The organism is Shewanella sp. MEBiC00475 (assembly GCF_005234075.1).
GTDB lineage: Bacteria > Pseudomonadota > Gammaproteobacteria > Enterobacterales > Shewanellaceae > Shewanella > Shewanella polaris.
On record NZ_CP039928.1, the window covers coordinates 2,357,828 to 2,378,218 of the forward strand.

Sequence of the window (20,391 nt, forward strand, 5' to 3'; positions counted from 1 at the left end):
ATTGTGTCTTTGGGACAACAATTGATTGTGTCAAAGAGACATTAACTGGAGGTTGTTATGTTTGGTTTAAAATATATAAAAGCAGATCCATCTACACACTTGATGCTATTTAAAAAAGGCAATGTTATTCAAGAAGGCGTAGGAGTCAGTTTTTTCTACTATGCGCCAAGCTCATCATTGGTTGCTATTCCAAGTAATAGTAAAGAACTCCCTTTTGTCTTCAGACTACAAACGGCAGACTTCCAAGAATTAAGTCTTCAGGGACAAATTACTTATCGGATTGAAAAACCACGTGAGGCAGCAAAAATGCTCAATTTTACTATTGAGCCTACAGGGCAGTATGTTTCTGATGACCCTAAAAAATTAGACGAACGTGTTCAGCGAGCTGTACAAGTGTTACTGCGTAATCATATTGAGTCTATGACGTTAAAAAATGCATTAACATGCGCTCGACAACTGACGTTAGACCTTAAACAAGGACTGGGTAGTATTGACGCTATTACGAGCCTAGGGGTTGGGATTACAGATGTATCACTAACCGCAATCAAACCAACGCCAGAAACAGGCAAGGCACTGGAGGCGGAAATCAGAGAAAGTTTGTTGAAAGAAGCTGACTCCGCAATTTATGCAAGGCGTCTAGCCAGTATTGAGCAAGAAAAGAGTGTTAAAGAGTCTGAGTTAGAGACAGAAAAAGCGATTCAAAAGAAACAGCAGGATCTTGAAACATCGAAGTTAGAAGCGGCGCGACTTCGAAAGCAACAACAATTTAAAATTAATCAAGAAACCATCCAAGCTCAAATAGAAGATGAGAAGCAATTAGAGCAGTTAGTTACCATTAATGCTGCAAACGAAAGAGCGCGTGGAGATGTGCAAGCCTATAAAATACAAGTGCAGATGCAAGCCTATCAAAATATTGATATTGAAAAGCTTAAAGTCATGAGTATGAGTGGCATGAAGCCAGAGCAATTGATTGCGCAGGCAATCGAAAACTTGACTCAAGGGGACAATAAGGTTGGCAATCTAAATCTCTCACCTGATTTATTATTGGCGTTAACTAATCGACAAGATGGGAGTCGCGGATGATTTCAAACCGAAAAATGGTGGTAGTGACTCGCAAAACTAGACTTGAAGAACTTAAGCAAAAATATTGTACTTTAGGCCAAGCTAAGTTTTATCTTGAGCATTTAGGTGAATCATTTACTGACTACGAAGAAGAAAACTACCTATACACCAATGTTATCAATATTGCTGTTGATTATCTTAAAACGATTAGCCGCGTACAATTGCTTGAACGAAGTGTATTGTCTACTTACCTATTTTCACCAGATGACATTGTTATAGTGATTGGACAAGATGGTTTGGTCGCTAATACTTTGAAGTACCTTAATGGGCAACCTGTTATTGCAATTAATCCAATGCCATCAGTGTATGAAGGTAAACTGCTACCTTTTTTGATAGGGGAGCTGAAAGATATTGTTTTACAAACCTTAAGCGGTGTTGTCACCACTGACAACATTTCCATGGCTGAAGTGAACACCAATTTAGGTCAGACTCTATTAGCGGTAAACGATATTTTTATTGGTCCCAAAACACATTCATCCGCACGTTATACATTATCCATTAATGAGCAACATGAAGAGCAAAGTTCAAGCGGTGTGATCATTAGTACCGGATTGGGATCCACTGGTTGGTTTAAAAGCATTCTGGCAGGCGCAAGGGGCATCGCAAAGCAGCCTGTACATAATGAGCTTACAGACGGTTTTCCGTGGGCCAGCCCATATCTCTATTATTCCGTTAGGGAGCCATTTCCTTCAGTTAAAACCGGTTGCAAACTCGTTTTTGGTCAAATTTCAAATCAATCCTGTTTTTCTATGGCATCAAAAATGCCTGAAAATGGAGTGATTTTTTCAGATGGTATTGAGCAAGATGCAATTGAGTTCAATGCTGGCGTGATTGCCTATATTTCAATGAGTTCGCGTGTCGGTAATTTAATTAAAAAAGAGTAAATTTTTTATTATCAGTTAGTTGAATTAGCTGTTACTTTTTTTCTTAAACAGTAATAAATGTGTCCTATTGACACAAAGTTCTTGTTTAAGATTAGAATCTTTGTTACATTATATAGTGTCCCACAGACACTATATTAAAAGGAGTTAACATGAATGTATTTAGTCACGATTTATCAGGAAATAAAACAGTATTTAACTACGACACTTTTACTTTTTCTGGCGGCGAAGAGCACATCCGCTTTAATATAGAAGAGATATTAACGTCAGTAAAAATCGAAATTTTTGCTCGTTTAACCAGTTCATCTCAAATTGTAAAATTAATGGTGGCGGTAGACGCATTAAGAAGACTGTCAAATGACAGCATCCCAATTGAATTAGTCATCCCTTATTTCCCTTACGCTCGCCAAGATAGAGTATGTGTCGAAGGAGAAGCATTAGGTGCTTCTGTTATGGCAAACTTCATCAATCAACTTAATTTTTCTAAAGTCACAATATGGGATGCCCATAGTGATGTTTCTCCAGCGCTGTTACACCGAGTTGTCAATATCCCCCAATTGTCATTGCTTATGCGTTACGAAGAGCTATGCCAACGCTTAGCAACGGGAGAGTTAACACTTATCTCTCCTGATGCCGGAGCCAGTAAAAAAACGATTAAGATTGCCGAAGCATTTAAGGGTGAACCTGAGGTTATTCAAGCTCAGAAAATTCGAGATCTTAAAAGTGGTGACATCATCAGTACCGAAATTATAGGGGACGTTCAAGGCAAAAAAGTGCTGATTGCAGATGATATTTGTGATGGCGGTCGTACATTCATTGAATTGGCAAAAGTCCTTAGAGCTAAAGGTGCCATCGAAATATCATTATTTATTACCCACGGTATTTTCTCAAAAGGCCTAGATGTTCTTGATGGGTTAATCGATACGATTTACACCACAGATTCGTTTAAACCTGCAGCAGAGTTTACAAAAAATAAAAACATTAATTTACACATCATCGAGATGTAAGGAAACCCTCATGACTATTACAGCAGCAAGTATGCAAAAAGATGTTTATAAAGAATTTCATAGCCGTGCTTATCATCCAGATGTCACTGAAGTATATGCAAACTTCACTTCAAGAAGCGGTAAGTTAAGTAATGTTGAGAATAACGACAAAGTTGCGTTTGTGGGTTTACAGTACTTTATTAAAAGTTATTTACAGGACGAATGGGCCGAATTTTTTAACGTGGATAAAGCCTCTGCTGTTGCCAATCATAAGCGCATTCTGAGTGCAATGTTAGGCTACCCTGTTAATGTTAAATACTTAGAAGATCTTCACGATTTAGGTTATTTACCACTCAAAATTAAAGCGTTACCTGAAGGTTCGCTAGTTCCTTACTTGGTTCCACCGATCACTGTTGTCAATACCAAAGAGGGTTTTCAGTGGTTAACTAACATGATTGAAACTGTGTTGAGCTGTGAAAACTGGCCCATTCAAACAAGTGCAACAACGTCAGTTGCCTATTTGAAAGTATTCAAAGAGTTTGCAGAAAAAACCGGGTTACCAATGGATTTTGTGCCTTTTCAGGGGCACGACTTCAGCTTTAGAGGTATGTTTGGTAAACAAGCTGCGGCAATGAGTGGTTTTGGCCATTTGGCGTCAGGTCTAGTTGGAACCGATACGATTCCCGCCGTACTATTTGCAGAAAAGTATTATGGTGCCAATGTGGATGCTGAGCTAGTGGGGTGTTCAGTTGATGCCACGGAGCACTCGGTGACATGCTCTTGGATCATGGAAGGTGAGATAGCGTTTTTTAGATATTTAATGAGAGAACAATCTCCTAAAGGTATATTGAGTGTCGTGTCAGACACTTGGGATTTTTGGACGTTAGTAACTGAGTATCTACCGCAATTAAAACAAGAGATTATGGCTCGCGAAGGTACCTTAGTTATTCGCCCTGACTCGGGTGATCCAGTAAAAATTCTGACCGGATATAAAGTCTCTCCAGTATCTGATTATGCAGAATTGTTTAACAGTCAGAATGAGGCTGAAAAAGATGCTAATACCAACGGTTATGAAGCTTATCGTTGGAATGGGGAGTATTTTGGTTTTGAAGAAAAGCAAACCATTAGTTTAATGGACTTTGAAGTCAAAGGGCTTATTGAGTGTCTTTGGGATATTTTTGGTGGCACTACTACAGACAAAGGTTTTAAGTTACTTGATGAGCATATTGGTGCCATTTATGGCGATGCAATTACTCTACCGCGCCAACGTCAGATATTACAGCGTTTAATGGATAAAGGCTTTGCGTCTAAAGTGGTTTTAGGAATTGGTTCTTATAGCTACCAGTATGTCACCCGTGATACCCATGGTTCAGCAGTTAAAGCTACTAGTGTGGTTAAAAACGGTGAGCGAGTGGCGATATTTAAAGATCCTAAAACAGATACTAAGAAAAAATCTGCTAAAGGATTACTCAAAATCGAGCGAGTTAATGGTGAGTTTGTATTGTTTGATGATGTTACTGAGCTCGAAGAATCTCAAGGTTTACTTGACGTGGTTTTTGAAAATGGACAACTAGTTAAAGAAACGACTCTAGCGCAAATACGAGAAATGATTAATAGCCAGATTTCATGCTAAATTAACTATCGCGTCGTAGCCGATGGTTAACAGGCACACAGACAAAAATAGAAACCTATTTACAGATCAGTAAGTAGGTTTTTTTTAACCCGAACTTGTATATATAAACTTTCATATATATACTTAGTCGTATATTTTTACTTCTTGTTTATCCGTTATGAAAAAGAAAACTGTGTTGTTTCTATGTACTGGCAATTCGGCGCGTTCGCAAATGGCTGAGGCGTTGTTACGCAATAAAGCGGCTGATCAATTTGATGTGTTTAGTGCTGGAACTCACCCTGAAGAAGTCGATAGCCGAGCCATTGATGCTATAGCGCGTTTTGGTGCTGATACCCGAGGTTTAGTGTCTAAAAGCGTGCAAACGTTTAACGGTAGACAGTTTGATTATGTGATTACCCTTTGTGAAAAAGCTAATACTGAATGTCGAAGTTACCCTGGTGCTGGTAAACAATTGGCGTGGGATTTCCCCGATCCTAAAACCCGTAAAGGCAATCATCCATTTTCAAGCACCATGACCGAGCTTAACAATCGTTTGTCGATGTTTTTGCTGGTGGAAAATAAAGTCACTTCCAAGGCCTCTAATGAGATTGCCATCGAGACAAAAATCGAAGATCACAATCAATCTGTCCCAGAACGATTAACCGATTTCGATCCTATTACATTTTATAAATGCCTTACCGATGACATTCGCTTAAAAAGCATCATGTTAGCCCATTACCACGGTGAACTGTGTGTGTGCGAGCTGATGGAAGCGTTGAATGAAGAGAGCCAACCTAAAGTGTCGCGCAATTTAGCCTTGTTAAAAAAGGCGGCAATTATTAGCGACAGAAAACACGGCCAATGGGTGTTTTATCGTATCAATCCTAACTTACCTCTATGGGCCAAATCAGTAATAGCAGAAACCACTGAAAACAATCTTGGGTTGATTATGTCGCCATTAGAGCGGTTAGACATTATGCAAAATAGACCGAACAAGGTGAGTTTTTGTCGTTAATGCTGTGTTGTAAAAAACATGATTAATATTTTTGTGTTGTACCCTCATTGTTTGGAGTCTTGCTATGGGAATGTTTGAACGGTTTTTATCGGTATGGGTTGGCTTAAGTATGTTGGCTGGGGTGTTGTTAGGTTTATGGCAGCCCGATATCTTTCAAGTTATAGCTAACCTTGAAATCGCCCACGTTAACTTGGTGGTAGCGGTGTTTATTTGGGTGATGATTTACCCAATGATGGTGCAAATTGATTTTTCTTCCATAAAAGATGTTGGTCGAAATCCCAAGGGACTATTACTGACCGTGGTTATTAATTGGTTAATTAAACCCTTTACCATGGCGACATTAGGATGGTTGTTTTTTAAAGTGTTGTTTGCTGACATGGTTGACCCTGCATCTGCCCAAGAATATATCGCAGGGATGATTTTATTAGGTGTTGCGCCATGTACTGCGATGGTGTTTGTGTGGTCACAACTAACCAAAGGAGATGCGAATTACACCTTGGTACAAGTGTCGGTTAATGATGTAATTATGATTTTTGCCTTTGCGCCAATCACTGCATTATTACTTGGCGTGAGCGATATTCAGGTGCCTTGGGGAACCTTGCTGATCTCTGTGGTGTTGTATGTGCTATTGCCTCTGATTGCTGGTGTGACAACACGTTACTTGCTTAATCGCCGCCATGGATTAGCCGCAGTTAACTCATTTTTGGCCACCTTAAAACCATGGTCGATTATCGGTTTACTTGCCACAGTGGTGTTGCTGTTTGGTTTTCAGGCCAAGGTCATTGTGTCAGATCCTAAAACCATTGGCTTAATAGCTGTGCCTTTGATTATTCAAACTTATGGCATTTTTATTATTGCGTATATAGCAGCTAAATGGCTTAAATTAAAACATAACATTGCTGCTCCAGCCTGTTTGATTGGTACCTCTAACTTTTTCGAACTGGCTGTGGCCGTGGCGATATCACTTTTCGGGCTGCATTCAGGAGCCGCGTTGGCTACAGTGGTTGGGGTATTAGTTGAAGTGCCAGTGATGTTGTCGCTAGTGGCCATTATTAATCGAACTCAACATTGGTTTAACCACTGATTTAGTCGTTTTACGAGTTCAGTTTTATTAATCAATTTATTGAAAATTTTTTAAAGTTACTTTTCGGAGTTAACCATGCAACCTCATCCTTATGATGTTTTAACGTTAGAAAATGGTGCTAAGTTAATTTTTACTCCGTGTCCAGGCACTAAAGATGAAGCCGTCGAGGCATCAATTGCCACATTGAAGGCGGCTGGTACAAAAATGCTAATCACTTTGATGTTCGATGATGAAATAGTGCGCAATGAAGCGGAGGATTTACCCACAGAATGTACCATACAGAACATTATCTGGGCTCAACTGCCCATTGCTGACGATGCAGCGCCAGGACAAGAGTTTGAAATTCAGTGGTTAGCTCATAAAACCCAGATTATTAAATTGTTAAATGACCAAGGCACTATAGCAGTGCATTGCAAAGGTGGTTCGGGCCGCACGGGGTTGGTGATTGGTCTGATATTAGCAAGCTTAGGCTGGCCTAAAAATAAAGTCATTAATGCAGTGCAAGCTCTACGACCCAAGGCGTTGGCTCATCCAGTTCAACGTGAATATTTTGATGCATTTAATGGTTAGTATTTAGTGACTAGCCTTTGATATTACGACTTAAAAATGAGAGTAAGCTTAGGACAATATTATGACGATAAAAATAGGCATTAACGGTTTTGGCCGTATGGGACGTTTATCAATGCGCGCGGCGTATGATTGGGACGATGTAGAAATTGTACATATTAACGATCCTGCTGGTGATGCAGCCACGCTGGCACATTTAATGACTTTTGATTCAGTCCATGGTCGTTGGCACCATGAGGCGACACATGATGGTGATGCCATTGTGATTAAGGGTAAAGCTATTCCTTGCAGCCGTAACATGGCCACCCAAGACACCGATTGGTCAAAATGTGATGTGGTGATTGAAGCCTCTGGCAAGATAAAAACTAAAGCCTTACTACAAGCTTATTTAGATCAAGGTGTCAAACGGGTTGTGGTAACTGCGCCAGTAAAAGAAGACGGCGTACTCAATATTGTGATGGGCGTAAACGATGATTTATACGACAAAGCCATTCATCCAATCGTGACCGCAGCGTCGTGTACCACCAACTGTTTGGCACCAGTGGTAAAAGTGATTCATGAAAAGATAGGTATTAAGCATGGCTCAATGACCACGATCCACGATATTACCAATACTCAAACTATTCTAGATGCTCCCCACAAAGACTTACGTCGCGCCCGTGCGTGTGGCATTAGTTTAATACCAACCACCACTGGTTCGGCTACCGCGATTACCCATATTTTCCCAGAGCTAAAAGGCAAGTTAAACGGCCATGCGATACGGGTGCCGTTAGCCAATGCGTCACTGACCGATTGCGTATTTGAAGTGGCTCGTGGAACAACGGTTGAAGAAGTAAACCAACTATTGAAGCAAGCTGCTGATACTGAACTGCAGGGCATTATGGGTTATGAAGAACGACCATTAGTGTCGGTAGATTATAAAACCGACCCGCGTTCAAGCATTATTGATGCCTTATCAACCATGGTGGTGAATGACACCCAAGTGAAACTGTATGTGTGGTACGACAATGAGTGGGGATATGCCAATCGTACCGCTGAGCTTGCCCGCAAAGTCGGCTTAGCAGATAAGGAATAATGCTTATGGGGCTGGATTCATTGCGTTCCTTATCACCATCGATAAAACAGTACTTATTGATTACCGGTAATTACTGGGCATTTACCTTAACCGATGGCGCTTTGCGTATGCTGGTGGTGTTGTATTTCCATCAATTGGGTTACAGCCCGTTAAATATAGCGATGTTGTTTTTGTTTTATGAGATTTTTGGCGTAGTAACTAATCTTGTTGGTGGTTGGTTAGGCGCAAAGCTTGGCCTAAATAACACTATGAATATTGGCTTAGGTCTGCAAATAGTGGCGTTAGCTATGCTTACCGTACCCGCAGACATGTTGACTGTCGTTTATGTTATGGCAGCGCAGGCCTTGTCGGGAATTGCCAAAGATTTAAATAAAATGAGTGCCAAAAGTGCCATTAAAACGCTGGTGCCGGCAGATGCCGAGGGTAAGCTTTACCAATGGGTGGCGTTGTTAACGGGCTCTAAAAATGCCTTAAAAGGGATTGGTTTCTTTTTAGGTGGCGTATTGCTCACAAGCTTAGGATTTAGAGGCGCCATTATCTTAATGGCTTCACTATTAGGCATTGTATGGTTATGTAGTTTAGTGACCTTAAAAGATGACTTAGGCAAAGCGAAAAATAAACCAAAATTCAAAGATATTTTTTCTAAAAGCCGGGCTATTAACTTACTGTCGGCGGCGCGAATGTTTTTGTTTGGCGCCAGAGATGTATGGTTTGTGGTGGCATTACCGGTATTTTTAGCCACAACCTTTGGCTGGGATCATTGGTGGGTCGGCAGCTTTATGGCTAGCTGGGTGATTGGTTATGGTGTGGTGCAATCTGTTGCACCTTATTTCACCGGTAAACGACAGGGCAAAGTACCGAGCGGCCGAGCTGCATTTGCATGGGCAACTTACTTATTGCTCATTCCCGCCGCGATTGCAGTGGCGCTACATGCAGATTTTTATGTGCTGGAAAGTGTCGTTATCGGCTTATTAGTGTTTGGTGTGGTATTTGCGATTAACTCATCACTGCATAGCTACCTAATTGTTAGCTATGCCGGCAGTGATGGCGTGTCGCTGGATGTGGGCTTTTACTATATGGCTAATGCCATGGGGCGGCTTATTGGAACTGTACTGTCTGGTTGGGTGTATCAAGCCTATGGATTAGAAGCCTGCTTGTGGATATCCAGTGGCTTTGTAGCACTGGCAGCTTTAATTTCACTTAAGTTGCCTCATAAAGGGTAAACCATTACAGCCACTAGATGCATTTTTGTTTACTTATCGATATTTCGCATTGGTGGCGTGGTAGCCTGAAACTCTTACCGTATCATCGGTAAAAATTGCCTGCTCGTCTATGGCGTCCTCATTACTGATTTTCTTACCTTAAATTTAAAATATCTAAAAATCATGGTCTTATAACGTTTTGTTAAAGTTGGCACGATGTTGGCTTTAACTAATACATAGTCGTGGTGTGAATCGTTCGTTTTTACGATGGAGATAAGATATTTGTATAAATCGTCAGCGTAAATTCAACGCACATCACAATGTAAACCGTACACCAAGGAGGTTTTTATGTTGGGCTGGACATTAATGTTTTTAGTTATAGCCGTTATAGCGGGTCTATTTGGTTTTACCGGTATTGCAGGTGCAGCAGCAGGCATCGCGAAAATTATTTTCTTTATTTTTATTGTGTTGCTAGTGATTTCGTTAGTAGCCAATGCAATTCGAGGAAAAGCTCCCCGAGCATAGTATTTACCTCATCTCTTAATCAGAGTTGAGGTTACTTAAACAAGTTTATTCGATTACAACCATCATCCTGGAGATGAATATGAAATTATTAAAATTACTAACAATGGCAAGTTTAATGGTGTTTTTAACGGCTGGTTTATCAGCATGTTCAGATAACAAAGCTGAAAACGCAGGCGAGAAAGTGGATGAAATGATCCAAGATGCTGGTAATGCAGTTGAAGATGCATGTGAAGATGTTAAAGAAGGTATGAAAGCAGAAGATCCTGACTGTTAAGCATTATACCAATCAAATTAACTATTTTATTCGTTGAAAGTCGTTAAGTTCTCTATTGAAAATGCATTAATATCGTTAGGGTAATGCCTATATAAATCAATGCAATTCGAAGTGAAAAGTTTGACTGATTGCTGCGGAGTAACCAGATAGTTATTAGGATATGTATTAACCTAAGCAGCACGCATGTGCTGCTTTTTTTCAACAGGAGGACCACCATGCTAACCCGTATTCATATTAAATATTACTATACTGTTGGCGCGTTATTGGCTTTGTGCTTTTGTGTGGCGCTTCCTTATATATTACTTAAGGTTATTTTTGCTTGGATTGCATTATCCTTGGGGCTGGTGAGTTCAGCTTATTGGTTTAATAGCGCAGGCATTTTCCGAAAAAGCCAAGATGGCAGTATTCCTTGGTATATCAGTTGGAGTTTTATTCCATTTTTAATGGGTTCCCAGCTGTATAACGCTTGGGCGAGAAAACACGACAAAGTACCCGCAATCCAAAAAATAGATAAGCAGTTGTATTTAGCATGCCGATTGTTTCCCAGCGATATTGATCAACTTAAGCATGAAAACATTGACGCAATTTTGGATGTTACTGCTGAATTTGATGCACTTGAGTGGACCTTGATGGATGAAAATATTGCCTATTTAAATATTCCTATTTTAGATCACAGCGTGCCGACCGTCGCGCAGTTAAATCAAGCCATTAATTGGTTACACAGCCAAGTCAGTAGCGGTAAAAATGTAGTGGTGCATTGTGCGTTAGGAAGAGGGCGTTCGGTGTTGGTGTTAGCGGCTTATTTAGTGTGTCGTGAGAAAAATCGGGATGTTAATGATGTGCTTAAATCCATCAATAGTATTCGCCAAACGGCACGATTAAATAAATGGCAATTGGCCGCTATAGAAAAAATGCATAGTCAGCAAAAAATTAATATTCACAAACGTGCTTGGTTAATTGTTAATCCAGTATCGGGTGGTGGTAAATGGCATGATGAAGCTGACCACATAATCCAAACGTTGTCGGACTACTTTCAGCTTGAAGTCTTGTATACCACTAAAGATAAGTCTGCGGTGCAATTAGCCGAACAAGCCAAGCAAAAAGGCGCAGATATTATAGTGGCCTGTGGCGGTGATGGTACGGTAAATGAAGTGGCATCAGTGATTGTCGATACTGATATTTACTTAGGTATTATTCCAATGGGAACCACCAATGCATTGAGTCATACCTTGTTTGGCATAACCAGTAAATTTGTACCTGTTGCACAAGCGCTCGATATTTTAATTCAAGGTCATCATCAACGTATTGATACGGCAACCTGCAATAATAACTTAATGTTATTGCTGGCGGGATTAGGTTTTGAGCAGAAGATGATTCAAAAAGCAGACCGTGAACAAAAAAATAATTTAGGACAATTAGCCTACCTTAATGGTTTGTGGGAGGCTATAGACGAAAATCAGCCATTATCGATGAGAGTACAGATCGATGGTGGTGATATTCAGGTGATTAACACTACAAGTCTGGTGATTGCTAATGCAGCACCTTTTACCAGTGTGTTAGCGCTAGGTAATGGTGAACCCAATATTAGCGATGGTTTGTTAGATATTACCTGGATTGAATCGAGCGAGACATCGCCACAACAGTTATTAAGTATGACCGAGTTATTATTTGCAGGATTAACTGGAGATCGTGAAGGAGAAGACAGTCAAGCGAGTCGAATTCATCATAAGCAAGCGAAAACAATCTATTTAAACACGGATTCGACATGCCAGTATGTGATTGATGGTGAGTTATTTGAGTCGGAAGATCTGTGTATTAAAGTCAAACCCACTTCATTAAATGTGCTTGTTCCAGAAGCGAACAAATACGTTTAATGAATGGGTATTTAGGGCTATGGCTCGTCTGAGTCAGTTTGGTCTTCGTATTTACTGAGTTTGTTATAAAGGGTTTTAACGCTAATACCTAGCTGTTTAGCTGTATCATTTTTATTGCCCAATGAGTTGTCGAGCGCTTGATAAATAGCTACTTTTTCAAGTTCATCTAAGCGCATACCAGCAGGTATTTGTACGTCGTCATCTAAAGGCTCTGTTGATGGTTCCTGAGGTGTCACCGTGATGTGACTCGGTAAAATAGTATCTTCTGCCAAAATATATGCACGTTCTATTGCGTGTTTTAGTTCGCGAACATTTCCGGGCCATTTTTGTTGTTGGATAAGTTTAAGAGCATCATCCGAAAAGGTTTTAGTGAGTTTTTCAGCAGTATTTCGGTAGGCTAAAAAATGTTGTGCTAGGCCACTGATGTCATTGCTACGATCGCGTAATGGTGGCACGCGGATAGGAAAATGCGCTAAACGAAAATATAAATCTTCGCGGAAACGCCCAGCATCGATAGCCTCAGTTGGATCGCGATTTGTGGCAGCAACAATGCGAACATTGGCTTTTTTAAACTGTTGTGAGCCGACAGAGCGATATTCATTGTTTTCGAGTACGCGTAACAATTTTACTTGATGTTCTAGCGGCATTTCGGTGACTTCATCAAGAAATAAGGTACCGCCTTCTGCTTGCTCGAATACACCACGGTGATCACGATGAGCACCGGTAAAAGCGCCTTTTACATGGCCAAACAGCTCACTGTCGACCAGTTCAGGGCTTAATGCACCACAGTTAATGGCGATAAATGGTTGGTTGATTCGGTGACTGGCCAGGTGAATGGTGTTGGCTACAAGCTCTTTACCCGCACCGCTTTCACCGACAATAAGTACGTTGCTTTCGGTTACGGCAACTTTACGAATAGTACGATACAACTTGTGCATTGCCCGCGATGAGCCAACCAACAAACCGTATTGGTCTAGTTCACTAGAAAATGGCTGTTGTTGTTTCGTCGATTGTGATTGCAAGTCTTGGGCAAAGTCTTCTAAGGTATCGTTGATTACATCGGCATCGTAAGGCTGACGAAAATGGTAACCAGCACTTTTTGACATTAAATGATCTAAGTTAGGATTCGGTTTACCTTCGCTTAAGAAGATGAACTCAATATCCGACATTAACGCACTGTCAGTTAACTCTGCGTATTCTTGTTGGCTTAATTGTGATAATTCAATGATCGCAACATCTATCGAGTTACTGTGTAGTTGGTCTAACCAAGGCTGGTCAACTGAACTAGCAATCTTATTAAAGTGCTGACAACTCGGCAAGGTAAGGAGTCGTGCTTCACCTTCTTGACGACGGTGTAAATGATAAAAAAGTGTTGGACGTGGCATACCGATTCACTCCCTGCGGTGTTAAGTCTAATGTTTACCAGTGATGCCATGTTGACAATCACAAGTGATCATTCCGTGTAATTAGGTAATTAAATCAGACCCGGACAAATTATAATAACTTTTACAAATATAAGGTTAATTAATTTTTTCCCATGTACATGGAGCACTTATGGTTTAGATTTTGCTTAAATTAGATATGGTGTACCCGGAAATGTTACACAAACCAGATAACAAAGTGCCAGTTAAATGATCAAATGCAGGAGGATTTACATTGAAATCATATACTCGAGACGAACAGGTTGAGTCCGATGTATGGCTATTGCATGAGGCGATTAATTTATGCCAAGAAGGACAACAATTTTATGTCCAAGCCACATTAGGGGCTGACGATTACAACATCAAACGGATTTTTATCCACATGGCCGACATTCGAAAATGTATGCTGGATCGTTTAACACCATTGTTTAGTGTGGTGCGTTCAAGCCAAGCAAGGCCAATAGATAGCCAAACTTATCATCAACAATCCTCACGTCGCCACTATGCTAATGCTGAACAAGTTATACAGGATGAGCCGTTACCCCAAGCGATAGCGGTATTGGTTGAAACCGAACAACAGGTCTTGGTTCATTTAAAGCAAACTGCTATAAAAACTAAAAACCAGCGTGTTGCTAGCCAACTTGCCGAAGGTATTGCTTGGCTACAAATGAGCTGTGACACCATGAAAAATCTCTCTTTTGCTCATACTTAGCCATCGGCGACACAAAAAAGCTTGTGCCAATCAATATTGGCACACGCTTTTTTTGTGTGTTTTAATTGATGTTAATTTTGGGTAGTGCGTGCTTTATCTGATTGACGACATAATAGCTTTTTGGCCTACGGCATTAGTCATCTTTTCATTCTCTGGAGAGCTGATTCAATGCTAGATCGGGTTTATACCGCGAATGCAATTGGGAGTGATTAATCCTCATCGCGACGATGAAAAATTTACCTAGCGTCGGTAAAAAAGTCCGATATCGTCATCTATCAGTAAGATGAAAATAACCATAAATACTTGTTAGTTCATTATTAACAGCTGCTTATAACAATTGGCATGGTTCACGCATTGTATTCCTTGAGATTAACAACGGAGGAAAACTTTATGAACAAGACCACATTATCTGTAGTAATGATCATTATGTTGGGTTCAATGGCATTCGGTGCAAATGCAGCACAAGGTTGGCAAGATGATGCAAAAGATGCGTGGATCGATGGTAAAGCTGAAACTACACTTTTGTTAAATGCAAATCTGAACTCATTTGATATTAATACCGACGTGCATGATGGTAACGTGACCCTAACTGGTAAAGTCGACAGCAGTGTTGATAAGTCACTTGCTGGAGAGTTAATTAAAAGCTTAGATGGTGTAAAAGACGTTAACAATGAGCTTTCGGTGATGAAGCAGCACAGTGAAGAAGACAGCAAGGATTTAAGTGACTCACTCACAGATTCTAAAGTCGCTACCGTAGTTAAAACCCGTTTACTCTTTTCGGCTGATGTATCGGGCACCGATATTGATGTTGATGTAGAAAGCGGTGTCGTGACCTTAGAAGGTACAGTGCCGAGCGATGCTGAGCGTGATTTGGCTGTGACCATTGCCAAAAACACCGACGACGTGAAAGATGTCGTGAGTGAGATCCGTGTAGCCGGGTAATTTATTCGGTTATACTACTAACCAGCCTTCGGGCTGGTTTTTTTATGTTCAAACCACGGGATAATGTTAACTATGTTGAGCGTCCTATTACAAAAAAGAGTGTGTTTGTCTATGGTATTGGTCGCGACTTGTGGGCTATTTTTAGGTGGTTGCAGTAGCATGTTATGCCAAGCCCAAACAGATAAAGCCACTGATCCGCTAATGAAATATGAGCAACAAAAGCAGTGTGAAGAGTTAGTTGATCAGCATATTGATAATGAAATAATCAAGAAACGCGCTGAAAATCAGCAATTGCTCGATGAGTCAATTAAGCAAAATACTCATTAACTTTCCAACCAATAATCGTCATTTAATGTTGTTTTATCATTAAAATCAGCCGTTGCAGGCGTAATCGACTAGAAATATATAGGCGACTGGTCTAATTTTGTTTATGGTAGCGCCAAAATGGGAGAACCTATGAACAAAAATACCACTAGTAAGCAGTCGATTTGTGCTGTCGGTGAAAAGCTATTTGCTCTGCATGGCTACAGCGCAGTTGGCATTAAACTCATTTTGGATGAAGTGGGTATTCCAAAAGGATCGTTCTATCATTATTTTGCCAGTAAAGAAGCCTTTGCTGCAGAAGTGGCTGAATATTATTTTCAGCAACGTATTGCGCCGATTTCAATGGATCAGAATGCCAATTTTAAAGCTAATGTCACCTCGATGTTAGCTGGGTATCATCAACTGATCGACTTTTTGTTTAGCGACGATAAGCCGCGCGGCTGCTTAATGGGTAACCTAATGGTTGAAGTCAGTCCACAAACGAGTTTGTTACATCAAACACTTAACGGACTTTATGAGCAATGGTTGGGCTTGTTTTGTGGATTAATCGAGCAAGGTCAGCAACAAGGTTTTATTCGTAAGGACTTAACCGCAACGGTATTATCGAGCATTTTTTGGTCAAATTGGCAGGGCACTATGCTACGCTGTCAAATTAAAGCTGACAAAATGGCTGCAAAACGATCAATCGTACAGTGTATGCAGCTTATTACGCGTTAATTTTTTAATAAATTTACAATAAATTACAGCATGTTTTAATAGCGTATTGCGATAGTTAGCTTGTATAAACGTATTTATATTTTGGTGATGTATCGGGTCTGGAGTGGGTCGAATTGGTTAAAGGATTATTATTTGCTTGTTTAATGGTGCTGTTGTCTGCGTGCACGTCGAACCCGCCAGTCGTTGTCGCCCATAAGCCCGTGGTGGTTCCTCCCATGCTTAAGCCTGCGCCACCAACATGGAGTGAGTCAAACTTATTGAGTTTTCACGAGCAATGGAAAGGGACTCCGTATCGTTTGGGCGGTTTAAGTCGAAAAGGCATTGATTGTTCTGGTTTTGTGTATTTAGCTTATCTTGATATTGTCGGTGACAAATTACCTCGTACTGTAAATGCACAGCGCATTTTGGGTAAAGAAGTTCCTCGCAATCAGCTTATCATCGGTGATTTGGTTTTTTTCAAAACAGGCCGAACCACACGTCATGTAGGCATTTACATGGGCAGTGATCGTTTTTTACATGCTTCGACTAAAAAAGGGGTCAAAATTTCAAGTTTGAATAATATCTATTGGAAGCCACGTTTTTGGTTTGCCAAACGCTTAAATCATTCTTCATCACAACAAAACATGTCAATAACAAGCGTAGTTGACTACGTTCAACAACAAGATAATTTATAATTGTTTCAGCCTAATCCGTGACCAACTTTATAGGCTGGTGCCGTTTACTTTTCAATACTAACTATGTGATATCAAATACCTAGAACATACTGTAGCTCTAGAGCTTCATCAATACATTTTCTGCATTACCTAGTAAAGTAAAACAAAACCACGTTTAGGCATAAAAAAGAGGTCACCCTAGGGGTGACCTCTTTTTTGTTGTCATTGAATCAATAACGTAGTTAATCGTGTGCTATGGCCGGTTCGGCTAACTCGGCTTTATGGTTACCGCGCTTAGCAAGGGCATAGTAAAACAGTGGTGTGAGTAACAAACCAAATATCGTTACCCCAATCATACCAGCAAATACCGCCACACCAATCGCTTGGCGCATTTCTGCCCCTGGCCCGCTGGAGAACACCATAGGTACAACACCCATAATAAACGCGATAGAGGTCATTAGAATGGGGCGTAGACGTAAACGACCCGCTTCAAGAATTGCCTCTAATGGTGTTAGCCCAGAGTCTTGTAAATCTTTAGCAAATTCAACAATCAAGATGGCGTTTTTGGTCGCCAGCCCCACCAGAACAATCAGTCCTATTTGGGTAAAGATGTTGTTGTCGCCACCGAAAAGTAATACCCCGCTTAATGCCGACAATAAGGTCATCGGAATAATTAAGATAATCGCCAATGGTAAACTTAAGCTTTCATACTGAGCCGCCAACACCATAAAGACTAATAGGATGATCAGTGGGAAAATATATGCACCTGCATTACCTGCCAAAATCTGTTGATAAGTAATATCAGTCCACTCGTAACTCATGCCATTAGGCAAGGTTTCAGCTAAAATCTTTTCAATTGCAGCTTGCGCTTCACCACTGCTAAAGCCTGGAGCTGCACCGCCATTTATCTCTGCTGTTGTGAAACCGTTATAGTGCATAACGCGATCTGGACCTGCAACATTGGCAACGTTAATAAATGAACCAATAGGTACCATTTCACCATTATTGTTACGTACTTTTAATTGAGATATTTGTTCAGGTGTTTGTCTAAACTGCTCATCTGCTTGCACTTTTACTTGATAAGTACGACCAAATTGATTGAAGTCGTTAGCGTACACAGAACCTAAATAGCCCTCTAATGTTGAAAATAGTTCGTCCAATGACACCGATTGCTGTTTAGCTTTAGTACGGTCTATGTCAATTTCAAGTTGCGGTACATTGACTTGATATCCAGAGAAAATCCCCGCAAGCTCAGGTGTTGCTCTGGCTTTTTGTACCACTTGCATGGTGACTTTATACAATTCTTCATAGCCATAGTTTGCTCTATCTTGAATTTGTAATTTAAAGCCGCCAATAGTACCTAAACCGCGTACAGGTGGTGGTGGGAAAATGGCAATAAATGCGCCATCAATAGCGGCAAACTTTTGGTTTAATGCCGCTGCAATGGCTCCTGCTGATAACGATGGATCTTTACGGTCAGCAAAGCTTTCTAATGGAGTAAACAAAATCGCACTGTTGGTGCTGTTGGTTAACCCATTAATGCTGAGGCCTGGGAAGGCAACTGCATGAGCCACACCGGGTTGATCTAAAGCGATACGTGACATTTCCTTCACGATAGCGTCAGTACGATCCAACGATGCTGCGTCTGGCAGTTGGGCAAAAGCGATTAAGTATTGTTTGTCTTGCCCTGGTACGTAACCAGTTGGGGTATTGGCAAATTGTAAGCCCGTTAAGCCAACTAAGCCGATATACAACACGCCGGCAACCACACCAAAACGAATGACTTTTTTTACTACCCAACCATAACCGTCTGATAAGCGCGCAAAGAAACGGTTAAAAGGAGTAAATAACCAACCGCCAAGCATTTTATCCATGCCGCGGGTAAGGAAGTCTTGTTTATCGTCATGGCTTTTAAGCAATAATGCCGATAATGCAGGGCTTAAGGTTAGTGAGTTTATTGCTGAAATAAAGGTAGATATGGTAATGGTTAAGGCAAACTGTTTATAGAATTGACCTGTTAAGCCTGACATAAATGCCGTAGGAATAAATACTGCTGCTAGCACTAATGTTGTGGCGATAATCGGACCGGTGACCTCTTTCATTGCCTTTTGGGTCGCAGCAACAGGAGATAAACCGTCAGAAATATTTCGCTCAACGTTTTCTACAACAACAATGGCATCATCGACCACAATACCGATGGCAAGCACTAAACCAAACAGCGATAAAGCATTAAGCGAAAAGCCCATTAAGTGCATAAAGGCAAAAGTACCTACAAGCGATACCGGTACTGCAACTAAAGGAATGATGGATGCGCGCCATGTTTGTAAAAACAGCACTACAACCAATACCACCAGTAAAATGGCTTCAATTAAGGTTTTAACTACAGCTTCAATTGAGCCTCGTACGAACACGGTAGGGTCGTATACTATGTCATAAGTTAGGCCTTCAGGAAAAGCAGCTGATAGCTCCTTCATTTTGGCTCGTACATCATCAGAAATTTGAATTGCATTCGAACCTGATGCTTGGAATACAGGTAATGCTGCAGCGTCTTTATTGTCTAACATGGAACGTAATGCGTAACTTGCTGCGCCTAATTCAACACGGGCGACATCTTTTAAACGGGTAATTTGTCCCTGCTCACCCACGTTAATGATAATTTGTTCAAATTCTTCAACTTCAGTTAAACGACCTTTAATATTGATCAGTAATTGAAAGTCACTAGTGCCACTTGGTTGAGCACCTAAACTGCCTGCTGCCGCTTGTTGGTTTTGCTCGCGAATGGCTGCAACGACATTATTAGGAGACATTCCAAGTGTTGCCAATTTATTTGGGTCTAACCACACTCGCATACTGTAGTCACCAGCGCCAAATACGCGTACAGCACCCACACCGTTAATTCGCGCAAGTTCATCTTTGACTTTTAACACCGCATAGTTGGACAAATACAACATGTCATAACGGTTATCTGGTGAGGTTAAATGCACTACCATCGTTAAGTCTGGAGACGATTTCTCGGTAACAATCCCCAAGCGCTGTACTTCTTCAGGTAAGCGGGGTTTTGCACGTTCAACACGGCTTTGTACTTGGGTTTGTGCTAAATCAACATCTGAGCCAATAGCGAAAGTGATGGTTAATGTCATGCGGCCATCTGAAGTGGCTTGAGATGACATGTAAAGCATGTTTTCAACGCCGTTAATTTCTTGTTCCAGCGGTGATGCGACCGTTTCAGCAATGACTTTTGGGTTTGCGCCAGGGTAGTTAGCGGTAACAACAATCGTTGGCGGCACAACTTCAGGGTATTCGGTGATCGGTAATTGCCAAACTGCTATAGCGCCACATATAAAAAATAATAACGACAAAACCGCAGCAAAAATCGGTCTTTTAATGAAAAATTGAGACAACATT

At 40.8% G+C, this 20,391-nt stretch carries 19 protein-coding genes; 17 read left to right on the plus strand and 2 right to left on the minus strand.

The window, feature by feature from the left end; genetic code table 11:
* The first annotated feature begins 57 nt into the window (after positions 1-57).
* From FCN25_RS10385 to FCN25_RS10440, 12 genes are all read left to right on the plus strand, one after another.
* On the plus strand, positions 58-1,083 hold the full coding sequence (locus FCN25_RS10385) for an SPFH domain-containing protein (RefSeq protein ID WP_137224465.1): 1,026 nt from the start codon (positions 58-60) through the stop codon (positions 1,081-1,083).
* Positions 1,080-2,006 carry a sugar kinase gene (locus tag FCN25_RS10390; protein ID WP_137224468.1) on the plus strand — a complete coding sequence of 309 codons (927 nt, stop codon included), beginning with the start codon at positions 1,080-1,082 and terminating at the stop codon, positions 2,004-2,006. The genes FCN25_RS10385 and FCN25_RS10390 overlap by 4 nt, the downstream gene beginning before the upstream one ends.
* Positions 2,007-2,155: 149 nt before the next feature.
* On the plus strand, positions 2,156-3,010 hold the full coding sequence (gene prs, locus FCN25_RS10395) for a ribose-phosphate diphosphokinase (protein WP_137224471.1): 855 nt from the start codon (positions 2,156-2,158) through the stop codon (positions 3,008-3,010).
* A 10-nt stretch (positions 3,011-3,020) separates the two neighbouring features.
* Positions 3,021-4,622, plus strand: a complete 1,602-nt coding sequence (locus FCN25_RS10400; RefSeq protein ID WP_137224474.1) for a nicotinate phosphoribosyltransferase — start codon at positions 3,021-3,023, stop codon at positions 4,620-4,622.
* 157 nt (positions 4,623-4,779) lie between these two features.
* A complete protein-coding gene (locus FCN25_RS10405) occupies positions 4,780-5,616 on the plus strand; it encodes a metalloregulator ArsR/SmtB family transcription factor (protein ID WP_137224476.1) in 837 nt (278 codons plus the stop codon).
* A gap of 64 nt (positions 5,617-5,680) precedes the next feature.
* Positions 5,681-6,700 (plus strand): ACR3 family arsenite efflux transporter, encoded by a 1,020-nt coding sequence (arsB, locus tag FCN25_RS10410; protein ID WP_137224479.1) that lies wholly within the window; start codon positions 5,681-5,683, stop codon positions 6,698-6,700.
* A 75-nt stretch (positions 6,701-6,775) separates the two neighbouring features.
* A complete protein-coding gene (locus FCN25_RS10415) occupies positions 6,776-7,270 on the plus strand; it encodes a tyrosine-protein phosphatase (RefSeq protein WP_137224482.1) in 495 nt (164 codons plus the stop codon).
* Between the two features lie 61 nt (positions 7,271-7,331).
* Complete coding sequence (locus FCN25_RS10420; protein WP_137224485.1) at positions 7,332-8,342, plus strand: ArsJ-associated glyceraldehyde-3-phosphate dehydrogenase; 1,011 nt, start codon at positions 7,332-7,334, stop codon at positions 8,340-8,342.
* A gap of 5 nt (positions 8,343-8,347) precedes the next feature.
* On the plus strand, positions 8,348-9,565 hold the full coding sequence (gene arsJ / locus FCN25_RS10425) for an organoarsenical effux MFS transporter ArsJ (RefSeq protein ID WP_137224488.1): 1,218 nt from the start codon (positions 8,348-8,350) through the stop codon (positions 9,563-9,565).
* A 327-nt stretch (positions 9,566-9,892) separates the two neighbouring features.
* Positions 9,893-10,069: a DUF1328 family protein gene (locus FCN25_RS10430; RefSeq protein ID WP_011639407.1), complete on the plus strand. Its 177-nt coding sequence runs from the start codon at positions 9,893-9,895 to the stop codon at positions 10,067-10,069.
* Between the two features lie 79 nt (positions 10,070-10,148).
* A complete protein-coding gene (locus tag FCN25_RS10435) occupies positions 10,149-10,343 on the plus strand; it encodes a hypothetical protein (protein ID WP_101033394.1) in 195 nt (64 codons plus the stop codon).
* Positions 10,344-10,558: 215 nt separating this feature from the next.
* Positions 10,559-12,217: a diacylglycerol kinase family protein gene (locus FCN25_RS10440; RefSeq protein WP_137224491.1), complete on the plus strand. Its 1,659-nt coding sequence runs from the start codon at positions 10,559-10,561 to the stop codon at positions 12,215-12,217.
* A 17-nt stretch (positions 12,218-12,234) separates the two neighbouring features.
* On the opposite strand, the gene FCN25_RS10445 is transcribed toward FCN25_RS10440, so the two are convergent.
* On the minus strand, positions 12,235-13,602 hold the full coding sequence (locus FCN25_RS10445) for a sigma-54-dependent Fis family transcriptional regulator (RefSeq protein WP_137224494.1): 1,368 nt from the start codon (positions 13,600-13,602) through the stop codon (positions 12,235-12,237).
* Between the two features lie 271 nt (positions 13,603-13,873).
* On the opposite strand from FCN25_RS10445, the gene FCN25_RS10450 reads away from it, so the two are divergent.
* The 5 genes from FCN25_RS10450 to FCN25_RS10470 all read left to right on the plus strand — a co-directional run bounded on the left by FCN25_RS10450 (position 13,874) and on the right by FCN25_RS10470 (position 17,007).
* Entirely contained in the window at positions 13,874-14,350 is a 477-nt protein-coding gene (locus tag FCN25_RS10450) for a hypothetical protein (protein WP_137224496.1), read from the plus strand.
* 390 nt (positions 14,351-14,740) lie between these two features.
* Entirely contained in the window at positions 14,741-15,292 is a 552-nt protein-coding gene (locus tag FCN25_RS10455; RefSeq protein WP_137224499.1) for a BON domain-containing protein, read from the plus strand.
* A gap of 105 nt (positions 15,293-15,397) precedes the next feature.
* Positions 15,398-15,619 (plus strand): hypothetical protein, encoded by a 222-nt coding sequence (locus FCN25_RS10460; protein WP_137224502.1) that lies wholly within the window; start codon positions 15,398-15,400, stop codon positions 15,617-15,619.
* A 129-nt stretch (positions 15,620-15,748) separates the two neighbouring features.
* Complete coding sequence (locus tag FCN25_RS10465) at positions 15,749-16,333, plus strand: TetR/AcrR family transcriptional regulator (protein ID WP_175405851.1); 585 nt, start codon at positions 15,749-15,751, stop codon at positions 16,331-16,333.
* Between the two features lie 113 nt (positions 16,334-16,446).
* The gene (locus FCN25_RS10470) at positions 16,447-17,007 is read left to right on the plus strand and encodes a C40 family peptidase (protein WP_254693627.1); all 561 of its coding nucleotides are present in this window, start codon (positions 16,447-16,449) and stop codon (positions 17,005-17,007) included.
* Between the two features lie 221 nt (positions 17,008-17,228).
* Here FCN25_RS10470 and FCN25_RS10475 read toward each other — a convergent pair whose 3' ends face one another.
* Positions 17,229-20,390 carry an efflux RND transporter permease subunit gene (locus FCN25_RS10475; RefSeq protein WP_137224508.1) on the minus strand — a complete coding sequence of 1,054 codons (3,162 nt, stop codon included), beginning with the start codon at positions 20,388-20,390 and terminating at the stop codon, positions 17,229-17,231.
* Position 20,391: the final 1 nt, after the last annotated feature.